This is a genomic window from Microcystis protocystis FBCC-A270 (assembly GCF_050500235.1).
In the GTDB taxonomy this organism is placed as follows: domain Bacteria; phylum Cyanobacteriota; class Cyanobacteriia; order Cyanobacteriales; family Microcystaceae; genus Microcystis; species Microcystis ichthyoblabe_A.
This window is the reverse complement of the sequence record NZ_CP191407.1, coordinates 932,048-947,516: the sequence shown is the minus strand read 5'-3', so window position 1 is coordinate 947,516 and position 15,469 is coordinate 932,048. Positions and strand designations below refer to the sequence as shown.

Below are 15,469 nucleotides of genomic sequence, written 5' to 3'. Positions count from 1 at the left end.
CTGATTCTCGGTTAGGGGGCAGAAATTAAGCTCTCTTGGGTTTGGTGGGTAAAATGTATTCTAAGATACAGTACCGCCGGCGAAGGACTAGAACGAACCACAAAGACACAAAGGACACAAAGATTGATCGCTCCTATATAAGTTAAACCGATCACACAAAGAATAAGAGAGCAGAAATTAGACAGTGGCATCAATTTGGGCGAGGATTGCTGTGGACAACTGACAAAGTTGTTGATGACAAGGACCATTACTGGCCATGATCCCCCCCCATTGCCGCACATCGCCGCGATTATAGCGCACGGGTTGACCGTCAAAATAGGAGAATTTGCCGCCTGCTTCCGTTAAAATCAACTCTGGGGCGGCAAAATCCCAGTCTTTAGCCGCCGATTTCCCCGATAGGGAGATATAAACATCGGATTTTTGTTCGAGGATCGTGGCAATTTTACAGCCCACACTACCCACATAATTTTTACCGAAGAAGGGTATTTGACTTAATAAATTATCAAAACGTTGGTCGCGATGGGTACGACTAACTACCAGATAGAGATCGGTAATTTTATCTTTATTGGCAACTTTTACCGGTGTGATATTGCCGTCGCTAGTTTCTAGAAAAGTACCTTTTCCTTTTTGGGCAAAATAGAGTTTTTCTTGATCCGGTAGGGCAACCACGGCGATGATCGGTCTTCCTTGATAACATAAGGCGATATGTAGGGCATATTCTCCCGTTTTGTCGATAAAATCGCGGGTTCCGTCCAAAGGATCGATAATCCATACCCAATCTTTCGGGATAGCTTCATTGCCTTGATGGGTTTCCTCGCTCAGATAACCAAAGTCGATATCAGAAAAATTTGCTTGTAATTCCCCTAAAATATAGTGATTCGCCGCTAAATCCGCCGCCGTCACCGGTCCGCCTTTTTTTTCCTCGTTGACGGCTAAATCCTGTTCACCCCGGTGGTAGGATTGGAGGATTTTAGCACCACCCCAACCGACGGCACGAGTCACAGCTAAAATGCGATCGAGTGTTTCGGTATCTTGACAGGTTAAATTAATCATAAAATAGCCTCAGTTTTTCAGACTTATTATCTACTAAATTAAAAGACTGGCTTCTTAGCTTATCATCCCTTGCTTCCTAGCTCCTGACTGACTTAATTTTGCCCCTGCCAAAAATAATCGGCGGGTTTTTTGGTTTCTTCCGGTGATGATTGGGGAGCGTCTCCCAAGAAAACCGAACGCTGGATGACGCGATCGCCTAATCTTCTTTGGACTCGACTGGGAATGCCGTAACCGTAGGCAATATGACCTTTTCCTGCTAGGACGATGATCTGATATTCGGGATGAGCTTGCCAGAATTTAGCGATCGCATCGGCCATGGTTTCATCCCAGAGGACCTGTGCCAGAAAAAAGCGATCGAATCCCTGACTTTTGCCCCCCGTGTGTTGCTGATAAACGGCTAAGATCTGTTGACGGTACTCCTCGTTATCCTGGTTTATTTCGCTTTTAGGGGGAATGTAGGTCATTTCTGAGGTGGAGAGGCTTTCTAAGCCCTCTCGTGCCACTTTTCTAGTGATTTCCGTGGGTGTATTTAGGGCGATCAATGGTAGTTTTTTCGCCTTGGCCAAGCGCAGGATCGGGGCGTAAAATTCCCAATCAAATCCCCAACGTTGGTCGTATTCACTTTTTTCTCTCAACTGATTTTCGCTAATTTTGCCGGCTAAATACTGATCCAAATAGATTTGGTAAGGACGTTGAAACATCTCGAAAGCGATCGCTATTTGGGGATTATTAGCCTGTAAATACTTGATAATAGCTAATTGGGCTTGATGGTCGGCTTGACTATCGTGCCTTTCTCCCAGATAAATAATCTCGGCTGTTTTTAAATCGGCCAGAATTTGTTTTTGGCTATTAGTAAAACTCCAGGCCCGGGGCAGCAAAATAAACAGTAAGCAGAGGGCAAGGAAAACGGGAAAAAAGCGTCGAGAGAATTTCATCTTTTTAAAGGTCTTTTAAAAAACCTAAGTAGATAGGTATTAAAAACTTTCAGATCCCCCCGGCTATCGGCACCCCCCTTATTAAGGGGGGTAGGGGGGATCGAACCTAAAATCCATTTTTAATTTAATTATAACCAGCTACTTATCTTAACCGAAGCCAAGACAAAAAAGGTGGGCAATGCCCACCCCCAAAAATTTTCAGAGAACCTTTCTGGTTTAGTAGGTTTCTACGTGCCAGCGATGTTCTTTTTTCAGTTGTTTCTGATAGACAGACCAATCAGCGCCATTTTTAGCAGCAGCACCACTGATAGCATCGTCGATACCATCTTCCATCCCTTTCAGTCCGCACATATAAGCGTGGGTTTTGGGACTTTGGAGTAGATTCCAGATTTCGTCAGCGTGTTCGGCTACCCGGTGTTGAATATACATTCTGCCGCCCTGGGGATTTTGCTGTTCCCGGCTGATGGCATAGGTGAGACGGAAGTTATCGGGGAATTCCGCCGCGATTTTCTCTAATTCTTCTTGGTAGAGAATATTGGCCGTTTTGGGAACTCCGAAAATCAACCAAGCTAGACCTTTGAATTTATAATCTTCGTGTTGTTCCTTGAACATCCGCCAGAGGAAAGCTCGGAAGGGAGCGATTCCCGTCCCGGTGGCCATCATAATGATAGTGGCATCTTCATCACCCGGTAGCAGCATTTCCTTACCCACGGGACCAGTAATAGCCACATCGTCCCCCACCCCTACATTACAGAGATGGGTGGAACAAACCCCATAAACGGTTTCCTTGGTTTCTGGGTGTTGGTATTCCAACTGACGCACGCAGAGGGATACGGTTTTATCGTCTAATTTATCACCATGACGGGTGGAGGCGATCGAATAGAGTCTCAATTTATGAGGTTTGCCATTAGCATCGGTACCCGGGGGGATAATACCGATACTTTGGCCTTCTAAATAGCGTAAATTGCTCCCAGAAAGGTCAAAGGTGACGTGTTGTACGATGCCGATACCCCCCTCATCAACGAGAGGATAATTCTCGATACATTTGCCGATAAAGGGTTGATTCGGACGGTAGATGTTGACGGGGATATCTGTTTTTTCTTTCGCTTGAGTCATGGCCTTTTTCTTGGTCTGTTCGGGGACGGGCGATGATTGAGCGATTGGCTGTGGTGTGGAGGCACTAGAAACAGTTGCTACGGGGGCAATCCCATTGAAGGGTTTGATGCTGACGATACGACCACCTAAACGGGTAATCCGACGCATTTCTTGATTCATGCGACTGTAGGGAACCGTGAAAAACACGCTTCCACTCTGACGGATTGAATAATCCAAGCTGTCAGTATTGTCGTTTTGATTGAGACCCGCCACTTCGTAAACAAATAAACGGTTTCCCGCTAGTGTACTCGGACTGTACATTAAATATAACTCCCAACTCAAGTCACGATAATCGTTCCATAGTTTAGCCTACCATCGGTACACTACACCTAGGCCTAATTGAGAGTTATCTTAAAAAAACCACAGACATCGCTTTTATCCTTTTGGATAGGATAGGTTAAGTCTCTGGTTAAAATCTGTCACATTTGCAGCATTTTACTTTTTATTAAGATTTATGTTACTTTTTCCCGTTTATGCTAAAAATCCCCCTGGTTGGCCTGATGAGGACAAGAGCGGGGGACAGATATTAGCAATAATTATTTTATGAACTACTCGGCCGCAGCAGCGTTTAAGGGTTTAATGCTGACGATGCGAGCGCCTAAACGGGTAATCCGACGCATTTCTTGATTCATGCGGCTATAGGGAACGGTTAAAAAGACACTGCCACTCTTACGGATAGAATAATCTAGGTTATCAGTATTGTCATTTTGACTCAAACCGACGACTTCATAGACAAAAAGGCGATTTTCTTTGGCACTAGAGAGACTTTGCATCGAAATGGCTCCGACATTGATGTTATAGTTCTCTAGTTTAGCCTAGCAGGGAGACTAGCAATCTAGTTAGGGTTTGCGGCAAAAAGTTTCTCGTGGGGCCAGGGTGTGGGGTGCAGGGTGTAGGGTGTAGGGTTGTACCCATTTTCATCTGGTAAATTACCTAATTTTCAGGGAAAAAGTCCCTGAATTTTCCCCCCGATCCCTCCAATGGCTGGCACTTTTTGATTTTCCAAAAGTCTAAACGTCTTACCCAACAAGGTTTTTAGATGTATTCAGCCAACCCTAGTTAATGGCCGATTTACGCCTGTTTATTCTACCATAACGCTCGATCGCAATTGTCCACAGGCCGCATCGGTCGCTAAACCTCTCGAATAACGGACAGTAACGGCGACTTTTTCCTGTTCTAAAATAGTTTTAAAAGCCTTAATTCTTTTTTCATCAGGCCGCTGATAATCCACCTCTTGAATGGGATTAAGTGATCGCTGTTAATTGTTTAAAGATAAGCCTGCCGATAAGTCGCAACGCTACCTCCTTGATCTAGTGTAGTCGATTGATGTCGTACTACTTAATCATCCCCGATGATTTCTCGCAGGTCTTGATTGAAGTGAAAGTGGGTAATATACACTCCTTTAGGGGTCTGTAAAGTGATAAACTCTATAAACAAAGAATCTTGTTCGTGGCGAAGTTTCAAGAAAAAACGTCTTAAAAACTTATTCTGGGGATAGATAAGTTCTTGCAGGAAAATAGATTGTTTACAAGGTCCACTAGCTTGAGTGTATTGTTTGAGAATTTTTTTCATTTGTAAACGGGATTCCTCCCAGATCTGGACATCCCTTCTAGCTTGTTCGGCCGATTCAAAAAAATCCTCATGATCCTTGGCGAATTTAATCATGCTATCTACCCACACATCAACTGCACCACCAGTATTGCCCGCTAGATACAGTTCCAATCCTTGACGAACAGGCACGGGAAGTTGTGCCATCTCCTCATCATCAATTACGATCAAGGTGGGTGTGGTTGGTTCTTGGCCGACAAGTAGCGGTCGACTATAAGCTACCCCAGAAAAACAATTAAAAACCGCTAAAGTTCCTAAAGCTGCAATTGCTAATATTTGACTTTTCATGATCCTTACCCCCGAACTCGAAAAAATCACCAACAGTCGAGTTACTGCGGTTGACAAGTACTAAAATCTACTTCTCTGAAAAAATTCCGCAACGGGATAACCAAAACCGCTAGTTCAAGAAGCACACTTAACAGTTACTTGCCCCCACCGTTGAGGTGTTGCCCGATAACCATCCCGATCTTGATTAAATTTTACAATTATTAACAAACAACACAACCAACACTCCTCTGTTACTCTAATTATAACAGAGAAAACTGATGATAGAGTAGTGAACAAATCAAGTTTATTTGACCATGATGCTCGATCGCAATTGTCCACAGGCTGCATTGGCCGCTAAACCTCTCGAATAACGGACAGTAACGGCGACTTTTTCCTGTTCTAAAATAGTTTTAAAAGCCTTAATTCTCTTTTCATCAGGCCGTTGATAATCCACCTCCTGAATAGGATTATAGGGGATTAAATTGACGTGAGATTGAAAACCTTTCACCAGTTTAACTAATTCCCTTGCGTGTTCGGGTAAATCATTCACTCCCGCTAAAAGAATGTATTCAAATGTCACCCTTCGTCCCGTGATTTGAACGTATTCCTGACAGTCTTGGATCAGATTAGTTAGGGGATAATGGTCGGCACTGGGGATTAATTTAGCTCGAACTTGTTGATTAGAAGCATGAAGACTAACAGCAAAAGTTACTTGTAAATTATGTTCGGCTAGTTGCTTGATTTTATGGGGTAATCCCACGGTAGAAATCGTTAAACAACGCTGACCGATCCCCACATCTTGATTCAGGGAATGAATCGCTGTCACCACTTCGGGGATATTTAATAAAGGTTCCCCCATCCCCATAAATACCACATGACTAACTCGCTGTTGAAAATCCTCCTGTACTGTTAATACTTGGTCAACGATTTCATAGGCTTTTAAATTACGAGTAAAACCCCCTTTTCCCGTGGCACAAAAATCACAGGCCATCGGACAACCCACTTGGGAAGAAACACAGACTGTTAATCTTTTTTCACTAGGAATTCCCACCGCTTCGATAATTAAACCATCCGCCAGTTTTAGCAGATATTTACGAGTGCGATCGGGTGCTACACTGCGATAATGTATAAGGGAACGACCGATAGGATAATCCGCCAGCTTGCTGCGCCATTCTTGGGGGAATACGGAAATATCCGCCAAAGAATGCACCCCTTTTTCGTATAGCCATTGGTGTAATTGTTTCCCCCGATAAGCGGGTTGTCCCTGGTCTTTTACCCAGTCGGTCAGTTCCTCTAAAGATTTCGCCAGTAAAGTCATAATTATTATCGTTGATCACCTTATCATTCTAACCGATCGCTCATGCCTAGTAGCAAAATCGTAACAAAATTGTATTGATTAATTGACATTTTTTCCCTTTGCTCCTTCTCTAGTCTTTGTTAGTCAATTAAATACTTAAAACTATAACTTAAGTAGGTAGGTGTTAAAAGTTTTCAGATACCCCCGCCTATCGGCACCCCCCTTATCAAGGGGGGCAGGGGGGATCGAACCTCAAATCCATTTTTAATTTAATTATAACCAGCTACTTAAACTGAGCCTGACGACAAAAATAAATCTAGTCTTAAGCTTGACTTTTTTACTTTTCATTTAATCTAACTGTTCAAAGGGAACTGTCAGCGCCATAATAATCGATGGACTTCGATCGAGAACAGAAATTTTATGAGTTGCCAGCAAAAAAAGTCAATATGGGGAAATAAGGAGCTATTCAGTTGTAAAAGCAATATTTAAGCGAAAATTTATGAAAATCGCTATTTTATCGCAAGATACTTCTCTTTATTCCACCAAGCGACTGAAAGAAGCGGGAGAAGCTCAAGGCCATGAGGTACGAGTGATCAATTATTTGCGCTGTTACATGAACATCACCTCCCATAAACCCACGGTTGTTTATAACGGTAAACCCTTAGAGAGTTTCGATGCGATTATCCCCCGTATTGCCGCCTCAAAAACCTTCTATGGAACCGCAGTAGTCCGACAATTCGAGGTGATGAATGTTTTTACTGCCAACGACTCGCAAGCAATTTCCCGGTCGCGGGATAAATTGCGTTGTCTGCAAATCCTGGCCAGGGAAGGGATAGGTTTACCGGTGACGGGAATTGCTCACGCAACTCAAGATATCGATGGTTTAATCGAAACCGTCGGCGGCACCCCTCTAGTGATTAAATTATTAGAAGGAACCCAAGGTATTGGCGTAGTCTTAGCGGAAACCGACCAAGCAGCCAAGTCAGTTATTGAAGCTTTTCGGCAACTAGAGGCTAATATTCTAGTACAAGAGTATATTAAAGAGGCCAGTGGGGCAGATCTGCGCTGTTTTGTCATCGATGGAAAAGTGGTAGCCTCGATGAAGCGACAGGGGGCCGAAGGGGATTTTCGTTCTAATCTTCACCGCGGTGGCAAAGCAGAAAAGATAAAATTAACCCCAGAGGAACGCAGTACGGCTATACGGGCCACTAAAGCCATGGGTTTACGGGTTGCGGGTGTGGACTTATTACGGTCTAATCACGGGCCTGTGGTTATCGAGGTCAATTCCTCTCCCGGTTTGGAAGGAATAGAAGCGGCCACTGGTGTGGATGTGGCCAAAAAAATTATTGATTTTGTCGCTAAAAATGCCACCCTAGTCCTAAATCGCGATCGATATCAATATTAGCCGTCAGCCTTGCATCAGTTATCAGTTATCAGTGGGTAAGTTATCAGTGGGTAAGTTATCAGTGGGTAAGTTATCAGTGGGTAAGTTATCAGTCAATAGTATTAAGCGATAAGCTCGGAGCTGCCTTTTTACTGAAAAAGCTCCCCACACCCCACACCCTACACCCCACACCCCTTAAACAGGATTTAGTATCAGTTATCAGTCGGCAAATACACGGACGCTATCGGGAATAATCGATAGTTTTACCTTTGTACCGATGTCTAATTGGGTGTTAATCGTTGTTCTAGCGTGGATTTGGCTGCCGGTAGCCGTTAGCAGACAATAACGGTATTCCCGCCCCAAAAATTGGCGATCGCAAATAACTAGCTCTCCCGTCTCATCCGGCTTAATTTTGACATCTTCCTCTCTCAGCATCAATTCCCCTTTGTCCAAATCTTGACCATCAGGGATTTCCCAGACTCCTATCTCGGTTTGCCATTGTTCCCCCTCCCGTCTAGCGGGGAGAAAGTTAGCTTGGGTGACAAACTCAGCCACGAATCGCGAGGCCGGATGACTATAAATTTCTTCGGGATTGTTAATTTGTTCTAATTTTCCTTGACAAATGACCGCAATTGTGTCACTGATCACCATTGCTTCCTCCCGGTCGTGGGTGACAAAAATGGCTGAGATACCAGTCGCTTTCAGGATATGACGGATCTCGTGTCGTAAGCGTTGCCGGACCTGCACATCGAGATTACTTAAAGGTTCATCTAAGAGGATTAAAGAGGGTTTTGGGGCTAAAGCGCGGGCGAGGGCGACTCTTTGCTGTTGTCCTCCTGATAGCTGATGGGGATAACGTTTTTCTAGTCCTTGCAGTCCGACTAAATCCAAAGTTTCCGCCACCCTAGCGTTAATGGCTCTGCTCGATAATTTCTCCCCAGAGTTTTTTAAACCGAAGGCGATATTGTCAGCAATGGTTAAATGGGGAAAAAGAGCGTAATCCTGAAAAACCATGCCCGTATTGCGTTTTTCTGGGGGAATAAAGGTTTTTTCGTCGGCAACTATTCGCCCTCCCAATTCAATCACTCCTTGAGATGGTTTTTCAAATCCCGCAATCATCCGCAGTAGAGTGGTTTTACCGCAACCCGACGGACCCAATAATCCGAGAATTTCGCCCTCTGTTAAACTAAAACTGATATTATCGACAGCTAGAGTAGGAGAAGCGGGAAAACGCTTGTTAACCTCGGATAAACGCAGAATGACAGACTTTTTCATGGTGAGAAAGACAATCGCCCAGTCAGTGGCAGGGCTATTTACTTAAGAATTATTCCTAATTAGTTCACTACTATTATTTATAACATCTCAATGGACTAATTAGGAAACTTTCTCAAAAATTTCATGCTCACACCTGAAGATATTATTCTCGTTCCCCGGGGGGCCGAGCATAGCTCAATCCGTCGAGGATTAAGGAACATCGGCGATTTAGCCCCGCAAATTATCCCGATTAACCTTGGCGCTCCAGAATTTCTCGACAGTTCCCCAGTCTCTAGGCAATCTCTAGAATTTCTTAATAAGTTTACAGGAAAAATTGTGACACTGGGATTAGCGGGCAGTCTCAGCGATCGCTATCGGGTCGGAGATGGGGTAATCTATCAAGGTTGTGGCGCGGAAACGGGGAGTTATTGGCAGTGCGAACCAGAAATAACCGCAGAAATCGCCCAATTAACCGGATATAGTCTCGTTAAAGGTTTAACCAGCGATCGCCTGATTAGCCGATCCGAGGAAAAACGACGTTTAGGACAGGGGGGCTATGAGGTGGTAGATATGGAAGGAGCAAGGATTTTAGCGGCTTTACGGGGGCAAAAAGTGGCAATTGTGCGCGTGATTAGCGACGAGGTGACACAGGATTTACCCGATTTAGCCCCGGCAATTGATAATCAAGGTCAGCTGCTACCATTGCCCCTAGCTCGACAAATGTTAATCCGTCCTGTCCCGGCCTTCCATTTGATTCAAGGTTCCCTAAAAGGTTTATCCGTACTAACTCAGGTGGCGCGAAAGTTGTGCGGCAGTAATTTTTAAAATTTGCTTGCAGATTATTTTTTTTCTGTGCTATAATGGTTAAGCTAAAATCAAGCGGATGTGGTGGAACTGGTAGACACGCACGTTTGAGGGGCGTGTGGCTTACGCCTTGCGAGTTCGAGTCTCGCCATCCGCATAAACTTTTATCTGCCCTCTGACAAGAATTGCCCTTGTCACCTATCGTCAGGGATGGATATTTGGCCATCAAAATTTCCTAACTCATCCTTTCAGGTGGCTTAGGTTTGACTAAGTTTAGTTAAGCGGTTACGAGTAGCGATTTAGCCAAAGCACTAGGTCGTTTAAGGTTGTAAAATCCAACAAAGCCTCAGCCAAGGACTCTAATTGCTCGATTTCTAGAGCCTGAATCTGGGCAGCCAATACCTCATCCACCGCACCAAAGCGACGTTGCAACAGACGCAAAATCAGGGCAGATTCCCCTTCCAGTCGTCCTTCCAGTCGTCCTTCCAGTCGTCCTTCTTCCTTGGCTTCACGATATACCCTTGTATCTGCCAATTGTAGTCCTAGCATCGCTTCCACCTCCTGCCGACTCAAGTTAGTAAATTTATAGACCATAATTGTGGCAATCATTTCCATTATGGCGCGACTGGCTTCTGTATCTGCAATTTGCTCTTGGGTTCGTGCCAGTAAATAGCGGGCTTTTTCTGGTGCTTGGGTTTCTTCCACAGTAGTGAGTACCATCAAGGCAACCCCTAACGGTAACTGCTGAATTTCCCCTAATTCGTTCAGATAAATTCGATGCACCTGAGGACAATTGAGCAGCGCCCGGTAGGGATGGGCATTACTTTGTTCTAGGCTGCGGGTGGGATAGATGACAACAATTTGCCAATCGGTAAATCGTTCTCGCTGACGATAAAAATACAAAAATGATTCACCAAATACCCTTTCATACAGTCGTTCGTCTTTTTGAAATTGCACTTCGCAAAAATAGATCACCCCGCTACTATCATTATCGGGTGGCAGGAATACGCCATCGATCTCAAATTTGGGTTCTTTGACGGCTACGGAGTCAAAGCGGTATTCGGTGGCATTATCTGGCGGGTTTTCCAGTAAATCGAAGAGAAGGGAGGGGGATTGTTGAAAAAGCCGGTAAAATATCGAGTCTCGTTTCATTATGATCGGGATTGCACCATAGCTCTTTCCCGATCTTCCCATAAAACCCCCAAAAAAAGAGAGAGGAAACTGTATCATCGGAAATCAAGGTAATGCCCTGTCTCGCCAAAAAATCGAACATTTGCTCAAAATTTTCGTTCGGACGGATGGCGAAACTGACAAGAATATTGGTATCAACAACAACCCGTATCACAAATCATCTTTTAACGATGCCATGAGTGCGTCGTGTTCCGCAGCTGTCATGCCAAGAGTTGCGGCCTCGTGCTGTAATTTTCTGGCAATAATAGATAAGCTGGGACGACCCACCATAAGGGGGACAATTTCATCATCTGATATAAGCGCCAGTGCTTCTCTAATTTCCCTGGCTGTGCCTTGGATTACTGTTGCTTGTGTAGTCATGATTTTTGCTCATTCTAGGGCTAATCCTAGCATAATTCACGACTGAGATGCTACCCATCGAAAAACCAAAAAAACAAAACCCCCTCCACTGACTGAATGAAGGGGTGTTTGTGATATTTTGTGGCCAATTTAGCCGACTTTTGTGGTTTACTTCTCGGCTGATTTGGATGATTTTAGTTTGCGTTTGAGGGTTGAAGCTGCGCCAAGAGTGCCGATAGCAAACAGTCCAAGAAGAGAATTGGGTTCGGGAACAGAAACTTGTTTGGTGACGAAGTTCAGGGAATTGGCCATTAACAGTGCGCCATCGGTACTACTGACCCAGAGACCGGAGAGAGCATCGCTTGATGGGGGATAAAAATTCAACCCAGCTATTTTGCCCGCAAATGTGGAGGTATTGACGGCGATTAGCGGTGCACCATTACTCCAGTCAGCCACTGCTACCGCACCGGGGTTGAGAGGTCCCACTGTATTGTAGAAACTCCTTGATCCGCCATTGAAGCTGGTAACGCCTGCGAGGATCGGGTTGGATGGATCGTAAATTGTTCCTAATGTTAGATTTCTGCGTTGGTTCTGTCCTCCTGGTTGCCAAACATCGTAGTTTTGCGCCCTCCACCGACCACCAATGTCTACGCCAGCGCTCCAGAATGAAAAAGTCGCTTGGACTACTCCACCACCCGCATCGACGTAATCTGCTAATACGTTACCGAAAGTGGTTGGATCGGCAAAACCGAAATCAGAAAAGAATAGTACGGCATCATAAGCCTGTAATTGCGCGAGAGTCGGGGTAGAAGAACTGACATTCAGTATATCTACGCTCCCAGAAATCAGGCCAGTTCCAGCAATTTTTGCTTGAACGTCGTTGAGAAAACTAGCATCATAGGGAGCTCCGGCAATCAGAACGCTGGCCAAGGCTTGGCTAGTAGTGCCGAAGAAAACGGTTGATGCCACAATACCAACTGAGAGAGATTTTTGACTCAGCGCCGCTAAAATTGGATTTTTCATTTTTAGAATTAAACACGAATAGGGCTTAAAGGGCAACATACACTTGAGGTAACATACAACATACACATTTCCCCCCCACATTGTATTAAAAGCTACAATTTAATAAATATTTACATTCTTCTCCCCCAGGGCTGACGCTTGCTAGAATGAAATCCCGCTTGATTTGTGGTAATGAGACAGTTTATGTTAGATTTTCATCTATCTGTTCAGCCTGAAACAGAAAAACGCCTTAAAAAGATTTTAAACTCCATCAAAGATCAAGAAAAATTTGCCCAAAGCATTATTGATTATCAGATTGCCGAATTACAAAAAAGCAAGGCTAATTCAAGTCTGAATTGCATCACTGTCTGATCTACCTTTATAGAACGCCAATTCAAAAATGAAACGCATCAACCTCAAGTGTATGTTACCTCAAGACCTCAAGAGTTGACAAAGAAAGGCTCATCAGGTACTGTCTGAGCCTTATCGGAAGTTAACGACGGCGGGTGAGTTCAGCCTTTAGACTGCCAATTTCTTGGTCAAGATAGTTCCGGTTACTTTTGGGCAGGTGCTATACTGTAGTGAGGTTTGTAAATGGTTTCTCCCATGAAAAATAAAGCCATTATTGTACTGGGGGCGGTTGCCGCTCTTGGGTTGGCTGCAACCTCAACTTTACTTATGACACGTCCATCTGGAAATTCTCCAGATTCCGCCTCTGCTCAATTTTCTCCCAACGGCATGGGTATGATGGATCATATGCAGGTCAGTAGCGAGTTTAACTATCTTGCCCAAATGATTCCTCACCATCAGGAGGCAATCGATACCGTCCAGGTTATTCTGACACGCACTAGTCGTCCTGAGATGAGGCAGTTTGCTCAAAAGATCATTCAAGTGCAAACTGCTGAAATTGCTCAGATGAAAAACTGGCTCAACGAGTGGTATCCCGGAAGGAATATTAGCGTCTCCTACGTTCCCATGATGCGCGATCTGAGTCAACTTCAGGGCGATGCCCTAGATCAAACTTTTTTACAAGATATGATTAAACATCATATGGGAGCCGTGATGATGTCGCAAATGCTCCTGAATCATAATCTGGTGAAGCATCAGGCTGTCCGGCCTTTTGCTGAGAACATTGCCACTAGCCAGCGCCGGGAAATTCAGCAGATGCAAACTTGGTTGATGGCTTGGTTTGGTGATCGCAATCCAATGGGTGGGATGCATCATTAGCTGGTATTGCGATCGCGATTTTGTCGGGTGCGTTCCCTAATGCAAGTACGCTTAACTGATACAGAAGTTCTGGTGTCCCCTAAAACCAGAGACTTATCGCCTCAAAATAAAGATAACTGCTATATCCTTCTGTTCACTTTAAAATAAAACCGTTAGCTTGCTGGGGATTGAGAGTGACAATCCCAAAATCTCTACCTAAACCCTTCCCTTTCGAGGTAAATATTTCATGAGCCAAACGATCACACCTTCTTCCTTAAAAGCTAGTTTAGCCCCCAATACGACTAGAGCAGCAACGGTGGACGATGGGGGAAATGTGCTAGGGGAATTTCTGCAAGAAACTCTGGCCATGACTAAACGTCTGTTCATCCAATTAAAACGTCGTCCTTCAACCCTAATCGCGGGGGTAATTCAGCCCTTTATGTGGCTGATTTTATTTGGAGCTTTATTTTATAATGCCCCCCAGGGACTATTCGGCAACGATCTCAGTTATGCTAAATTTCTCGCCCCCGGAGTGATTGTCTTTACCGCTTTTTCCGGGGCCTTAAATGCCGGTTTGCCGGTAATGTTCGATCGAGAATTTGGCTTTCTTAACCGTCTCTTGGTAGCACCTTTAACCACTCGGTACTCGATCGTGGCCGCTTCTACCATCTATATTATCGCCCTCAGTTTCATCCAAACCGCCTCGATCGTGGCCGCTAGTGCCTTTTTAGGGGCAGGATTGCCCAGTTTAGCCGGATTAGGTGCGATCGCTTTGATTGTGTTTCTGATCGTTTTGGGGATGACTGCCTTAAGTCTCAGTTTAACCTTTGCTCTCCCCGGACATATCGAATTAATCGCCGTCATTTTCGTCACCAATTTACCGCTTTTATTTGCCAGTACCGCCCTCGCTCCCTTAAACTTTATGGCAGATTGGTTAAAAGTAATCGCTAGTCTCAACCCTCTTACCTATGCGATCGAACCGATCCGTTATATTTATTTCAATCAGCACTGGTCTTTTGATAGCATAGTCTTACAAACCCCTTGGCTTGACCTCAATTTCTTGACAGTTTTAGCCCTGCTCTCAGCTTTTGATCTGCTAATCCTTTTAGCAATTCAGCCCTTACTTCGTCGTCGTTTTGCTTAAATCAGTTATCAGTTATCAGTTATCAGTTCACTGAAAAGCTTGTAACTTTCTCACCACCAAAAACAAGATAATTTTCTGAGGAGTTAGTTAGATTATGAATACTCAAAAAATGTTAATCAAATCGTCTTTATTTCTAGCTACTATTCTATTAGTCGGGGCTGATTTTAATCCGCAAGTGTTAGCTCAAAGCTTGAACCCCAGTCAGCCGGATTATCAAAAAAATGAACGTAGTTCCGATGGCAGGGATGCTCTCGGTGGTTTTGATCCTTTAGACTTGATTCATAATAGTAATTTTCGCCGTAGCCGGGACGGATCGGAGTTTCAGGAAGATACTCGCAATAATATCAACCAAGCGGCTGAGGAGTTTAAACGCAAGCAAAGAGAACAACTGGAAAATCTGCAAAATTCTGCCCCAGAAACCAAATAAAACCCCTTTTTGATTTGCCTTTTGCCCATCCTAACCAGGAGGTTGATTTTGTCCTATTGCTTAGTATATATGATCGCTAAGTGCAGATGATCTGAGAAAGACCGATAACTGAAGAGCATTGGGGGGTTTATCTTACACGAATTTATATTAAACTTAGGATTGGTTTATTGAATTATCGTCTTATTAAAACTGTGGAAGTAATGGAAATCGGGCAAAAAGTCAAGGTCTGTCGCTTAAGAGACCGCGTTAACTCGGATGTAGCGGGTAAATTGGGTAAAGTGGGTGTCATCAAAAATTTTAAGATGACCGATGGCAGCGGTGTTGGTGCTGTTGTCCAGTTCGATGATAAGACCGCTACTTGGTTTTTTGAAGATGAACTCAAACTCATCTAAATATAACGCTT

The 15,469-nt window shown here is 44.2% G+C and carries 18 protein-coding genes, 1 tRNA gene and 1 pseudogene; 8 read left to right on the top strand and 12 right to left on the bottom strand.

Going from position 1 to position 15,469, the window contains the following annotated elements; translation table 11 throughout:
- Window positions 1–11: 11 nt before the first annotated feature.
- The 8 genes and pseudogenes from ACQY1X_RS04570 to rlmN all read right to left on the bottom strand — a co-directional run bounded on the left by ACQY1X_RS04570 (window position 12) and on the right by rlmN (window position 6,336).
- The gene (locus ACQY1X_RS04570) at window positions 12–191 is read right to left on the bottom strand and encodes a hypothetical protein (RefSeq protein WP_002776187.1); all 180 of its coding nucleotides are present in this window, start codon (window positions 189–191) and stop codon (window positions 12–14) included.
- Window positions 178–1,053, bottom strand: coding sequence for a 3'(2'),5'-bisphosphate nucleotidase CysQ family protein (locus ACQY1X_RS04565; RefSeq protein WP_430015437.1), 876 nt, complete (start codon window positions 1,051–1,053; stop codon window positions 178–180). The genes ACQY1X_RS04570 and ACQY1X_RS04565 overlap by 14 nt, the downstream gene beginning before the upstream one ends.
- Window positions 1,054–1,145: 92 nt before the next feature.
- Window positions 1,146–1,988, bottom strand: coding sequence for a ChaN family lipoprotein (locus tag ACQY1X_RS04560; RefSeq protein ID WP_430015436.1), 843 nt, complete (start codon window positions 1,986–1,988; stop codon window positions 1,146–1,148).
- A 216-nt stretch (window positions 1,989–2,204) separates the two neighbouring features.
- The gene (petH, locus tag ACQY1X_RS04555) at window positions 2,205–3,404 is read right to left on the bottom strand and encodes a ferredoxin--NADP reductase (protein WP_002734368.1); all 1,200 of its coding nucleotides are present in this window, start codon (window positions 3,402–3,404) and stop codon (window positions 2,205–2,207) included.
- Window positions 3,405–3,691: 287 nt separating this feature from the next.
- Complete coding sequence (locus ACQY1X_RS04550; RefSeq protein WP_002732223.1) at window positions 3,692–3,916, bottom strand: phycobilisome linker polypeptide; 225 nt, start codon at window positions 3,914–3,916, stop codon at window positions 3,692–3,694.
- Between the two features lie 308 nt (window positions 3,917–4,224).
- Window positions 4,225–4,389, bottom strand: a pseudogene (locus ACQY1X_RS04545) (23S rRNA (adenine(2503)-C(2))-methyltransferase RlmN); the annotation flags it as partial.
- A 92-nt stretch (window positions 4,390–4,481) separates the two neighbouring features.
- Window positions 4,482–5,039 carry a hypothetical protein gene (locus tag ACQY1X_RS04540; RefSeq protein ID WP_002734482.1) on the bottom strand — a complete coding sequence of 186 codons (558 nt, stop codon included), beginning with the start codon at window positions 5,037–5,039 and terminating at the stop codon, window positions 4,482–4,484.
- Window positions 5,040–5,322: 283 nt separating this feature from the next.
- The gene (gene rlmN / locus ACQY1X_RS04535) at window positions 5,323–6,336 is read right to left on the bottom strand and encodes a 23S rRNA (adenine(2503)-C(2))-methyltransferase RlmN (protein ID WP_002733388.1); all 1,014 of its coding nucleotides are present in this window, start codon (window positions 6,334–6,336) and stop codon (window positions 5,323–5,325) included.
- A 478-nt stretch (window positions 6,337–6,814) separates the two neighbouring features.
- Here rlmN and rimK point away from each other — a divergent pair, with 478 nt between their 5' ends.
- The gene (rimK, locus tag ACQY1X_RS04530) at window positions 6,815–7,720 is read left to right on the top strand and encodes a 30S ribosomal protein S6--L-glutamate ligase (RefSeq protein WP_002734374.1); all 906 of its coding nucleotides are present in this window, start codon (window positions 6,815–6,817) and stop codon (window positions 7,718–7,720) included.
- Between the two features lie 198 nt (window positions 7,721–7,918).
- Here rimK and ACQY1X_RS04525 read toward each other — a convergent pair whose 3' ends face one another.
- Window positions 7,919–8,974 (bottom strand): ABC transporter ATP-binding protein, encoded by a 1,056-nt coding sequence (locus ACQY1X_RS04525; RefSeq protein WP_430014065.1) that lies wholly within the window; start codon window positions 8,972–8,974, stop codon window positions 7,919–7,921.
- Window positions 8,975–9,097: 123 nt separating this feature from the next.
- Here ACQY1X_RS04525 and ACQY1X_RS04520 point away from each other — a divergent pair, with 123 nt between their 5' ends.
- The gene (locus tag ACQY1X_RS04520; RefSeq protein WP_430014064.1) at window positions 9,098–9,778 is read left to right on the top strand and encodes a hypothetical protein; all 681 of its coding nucleotides are present in this window, start codon (window positions 9,098–9,100) and stop codon (window positions 9,776–9,778) included.
- A gap of 54 nt (window positions 9,779–9,832) precedes the next feature.
- Window positions 9,833–9,914 (top strand) — tRNA-Leu (locus ACQY1X_RS04515).
- Between the two features lie 128 nt (window positions 9,915–10,042).
- On the opposite strand, the gene ACQY1X_RS04510 is transcribed toward ACQY1X_RS04515, so the two are convergent.
- From ACQY1X_RS04510 to ACQY1X_RS04500, 3 genes are all read right to left on the bottom strand, one after another.
- A complete protein-coding gene (locus ACQY1X_RS04510; protein ID WP_430014063.1) occupies window positions 10,043–10,909 on the bottom strand; it encodes an Rpn family recombination-promoting nuclease/putative transposase in 867 nt (288 codons plus the stop codon).
- Between the two features lie 189 nt (window positions 10,910–11,098).
- Window positions 11,099–11,308, bottom strand: a complete 210-nt coding sequence (locus tag ACQY1X_RS04505; RefSeq protein ID WP_430014062.1) for a hypothetical protein — start codon at window positions 11,306–11,308, stop codon at window positions 11,099–11,101.
- A 147-nt stretch (window positions 11,309–11,455) separates the two neighbouring features.
- Entirely contained in the window at window positions 11,456–12,391 is a 936-nt protein-coding gene (locus tag ACQY1X_RS04500) for a PEP-CTERM sorting domain-containing protein (protein ID WP_002802666.1), read from the bottom strand.
- Between the two features lie 102 nt (window positions 12,392–12,493).
- Here ACQY1X_RS04500 and ACQY1X_RS04495 point away from each other — a divergent pair, with 102 nt between their 5' ends.
- The 5 genes from ACQY1X_RS04495 to petP all read left to right on the top strand — a co-directional run bounded on the left by ACQY1X_RS04495 (window position 12,494) and on the right by petP (window position 15,458).
- Entirely contained in the window at window positions 12,494–12,661 is a 168-nt protein-coding gene (locus ACQY1X_RS04495) for a hypothetical protein (protein WP_154663928.1), read from the top strand.
- Between the two features lie 222 nt (window positions 12,662–12,883).
- On the top strand, window positions 12,884–13,516 hold the full coding sequence (locus tag ACQY1X_RS04490) for a DUF305 domain-containing protein (protein ID WP_149107200.1): 633 nt from the start codon (window positions 12,884–12,886) through the stop codon (window positions 13,514–13,516).
- Window positions 13,517–13,742: 226 nt separating this feature from the next.
- Window positions 13,743–14,639, top strand: a complete 897-nt coding sequence (locus tag ACQY1X_RS04485) for an ABC transporter permease (protein ID WP_002733759.1) — start codon at window positions 13,743–13,745, stop codon at window positions 14,637–14,639.
- Window positions 14,640–14,733: 94 nt separating this feature from the next.
- On the top strand, window positions 14,734–15,066 hold the full coding sequence (locus ACQY1X_RS04480) for a hypothetical protein (protein WP_002776171.1): 333 nt from the start codon (window positions 14,734–14,736) through the stop codon (window positions 15,064–15,066).
- A gap of 200 nt (window positions 15,067–15,266) precedes the next feature.
- Complete coding sequence (gene petP, locus ACQY1X_RS04475) at window positions 15,267–15,458, top strand: cytochrome b6f subunit PetP (protein WP_002742483.1); 192 nt, start codon at window positions 15,267–15,269, stop codon at window positions 15,456–15,458.
- The last annotated feature ends 11 nt before the right edge of the window (window positions 15,459–15,469 follow it).

What these genes read in the sequence shown, in the direction of transcription:
- ACQY1X_RS04570 (WP_002776187.1), bottom strand. Translation starts at nt 191, where the DNA reads ATGCCACTGTCTAATTTCTGCTCTCTTATTCTTTGTGTGATCGGTTTA.
- ACQY1X_RS04565 (WP_430015437.1), bottom strand. Translation starts at nt 1,053, where the DNA reads ATGATTAATTTAACCTGTCAAGATACCGAAACACTCGATCGCATTTTA.
- ACQY1X_RS04560 (WP_430015436.1), bottom strand. Translation starts at nt 1,988, where the DNA reads ATGAAATTCTCTCGACGCTTTTTTCCCGTTTTCCTTGCCCTCTGCTTA.
- petH (WP_002734368.1), bottom strand. Translation starts at nt 3,404, where the DNA reads ATGTACAGTCCGAGTACACTAGCGGGAAACCGTTTATTTGTTTACGAA.
- ACQY1X_RS04550 (WP_002732223.1), bottom strand. Translation starts at nt 3,916, where the DNA reads ATGCAAAGTCTCTCTAGTGCCAAAGAAAATCGCCTTTTTGTCTATGAA.
- ACQY1X_RS04540 (WP_002734482.1), bottom strand. Translation starts at nt 5,039, where the DNA reads ATGAAAAGTCAAATATTAGCAATTGCAGCTTTAGGAACTTTAGCGGTT.
- rlmN (WP_002733388.1), bottom strand. Translation starts at nt 6,336, where the DNA reads ATGACTTTACTGGCGAAATCTTTAGAGGAACTGACCGACTGGGTAAAA.
- rimK (WP_002734374.1), top strand. Translation starts at nt 6,815, where the DNA reads ATGAAAATCGCTATTTTATCGCAAGATACTTCTCTTTATTCCACCAAG.
- ACQY1X_RS04525 (WP_430014065.1), bottom strand. Translation starts at nt 8,974, where the DNA reads ATGAAAAAGTCTGTCATTCTGCGTTTATCCGAGGTTAACAAGCGTTTT.
- ACQY1X_RS04520 (WP_430014064.1), top strand. Translation starts at nt 9,098, where the DNA reads ATGCTCACACCTGAAGATATTATTCTCGTTCCCCGGGGGGCCGAGCAT.
- ACQY1X_RS04510 (WP_430014063.1), bottom strand. Translation starts at nt 10,909, where the DNA reads ATGAAACGAGACTCGATATTTTACCGGCTTTTTCAACAATCCCCCTCC.
- ACQY1X_RS04505 (WP_430014062.1), bottom strand. Translation starts at nt 11,308, where the DNA reads ATGACTACACAAGCAACAGTAATCCAAGGCACAGCCAGGGAAATTAGA.
- ACQY1X_RS04500 (WP_002802666.1), bottom strand. Translation starts at nt 12,391, where the DNA reads ATGTGGGGGGGAAATGTGTATGTTGTATGTTACCTCAAGTGTATGTTG.
- ACQY1X_RS04495 (WP_154663928.1), top strand. Translation starts at nt 12,494, where the DNA reads ATGTTAGATTTTCATCTATCTGTTCAGCCTGAAACAGAAAAACGCCTT.
- ACQY1X_RS04490 (WP_149107200.1), top strand. Translation starts at nt 12,884, where the DNA reads ATGGTTTCTCCCATGAAAAATAAAGCCATTATTGTACTGGGGGCGGTT.
- ACQY1X_RS04485 (WP_002733759.1), top strand. Translation starts at nt 13,743, where the DNA reads ATGAGCCAAACGATCACACCTTCTTCCTTAAAAGCTAGTTTAGCCCCC.
- ACQY1X_RS04480 (WP_002776171.1), top strand. Translation starts at nt 14,734, where the DNA reads ATGAATACTCAAAAAATGTTAATCAAATCGTCTTTATTTCTAGCTACT.
- petP (WP_002742483.1), top strand. Translation starts at nt 15,267, where the DNA reads ATGGAAATCGGGCAAAAAGTCAAGGTCTGTCGCTTAAGAGACCGCGTT.